The sequence below is a fragment of the Methylosinus sp. R-45379 genome, assembly GCF_001644125.1.
In the GTDB taxonomy this organism is placed as follows: domain Bacteria; phylum Pseudomonadota; class Alphaproteobacteria; order Rhizobiales; family Beijerinckiaceae; genus Methylosinus.
Genome location: NZ_LUUM01000052.1, coordinates 1 through 1,140, shown reverse-complemented (window position 1 = coordinate 1,140; position 1,140 = coordinate 1). Strand labels below are relative to the sequence as shown.

Below are 1,140 nucleotides of genomic sequence, written 5' to 3'. Positions count from 1 at the left end.
TCCTCTTCGTCGTGCTGTTTCATTTCTGGCGCGGATTGCCGACCGGCGGATATGTCGGCGTCGACATTTTCTTCGTGCTCAGCGGCTATCTCATCACCAGCCTGATGATCGGCGAGCTCGAGGCAGGCGCTTTCCAATTCGGCGCCTTTTTCCTGCGGCGCACGATCCGTCTCGCGCCGGCGCTCTGGGTAATGGTGGCGGGAACATCGCTCGTCGTCATGGCTCTCTCGCTCGATCCGCAGCGGGAGCTGCCGGGCGACATCGCCTTCGTCCTCACCTACACATCCAATTGGAAGCGCGCCTTCATCGAACGCTTCGGCGACTCCCGCTATTTCTGTCACACATGGTCGCTGGGGATCGAAGAGCAATTCTATCTGAGCTGGCCATTTCTGCTCGTCGCGGGCTTCTCGCGCTTGTCACGCCCGAATCTGCTGAAGGCGATCCTCGCCGCCATCGCCATCGTGACGCTGTGGCGCTGGCTCATTCTCGCCGATGGCGCGACGACGTTTCGCATCTATCACGGCTTCGACACGCGCATCGACGAGCTGCTCTTCGGCTGCGCGCTCGCCGTGGCGCTGTCGATGCCGAGCTATCGCGCCATTGTCGTCGATTGGCTGAAGGCGCAGCCCGCGCTCTCCGCGACTCTGCTCGCCGCACTGCCGATTCTCGGCGCCTATATGGATTCGGAAGGCGTCGCCCTGCCCATCTTCGGCTACACGCTGCTCGCTCTTTTTTCCGCGCTCGTCATCGTCGATTGCCGCTTCAATCCGGCCTCGCTCGCGGCCCGCATTCTCTCGAAACAGCCGATGGTGTTTCTCGGCTCCATCTCCTATGGCGTCTATCTCTGGCATTTGCCGATCCTCGCGCTCTTCATCGCGAGCGGCGCCGGCTCCGGCCTCGCGCAAAAGGGGCTCGCCTTCCTCCTCACGCTCGCGATGGCCTCGGCGAGCCATTACGGCCTCGAGCGGCCGCTGCTGCGCTGGAGCGGGGCGAGGCGCGCCAAAGCCGCGACGCCGCGCTTGCAACCCGCGCCTGGCGCGCTCGCCTGAACGCTGGACTTCGCCCCGCGCCGGCCGCAGAGTCCCGCCATGCGACAGGCGCTCCATCACTTCCATGTCGAAACCCGCGGCAAGGGCTTTT

1 protein-coding gene is annotated in these 1,140 nt (G+C 64.4%); it reads left to right on the top strand.

Translation table 11 applies throughout. From position 1 onward, the window contains the following. Positions 1 to 1,049 (top strand): acyltransferase (locus A1351_RS03000; protein WP_064032136.1); only part of this gene is annotated, 1,049 nt, incomplete at its 5' end. Positions 1,050 to 1,140 lie beyond the last annotated feature (91 nt).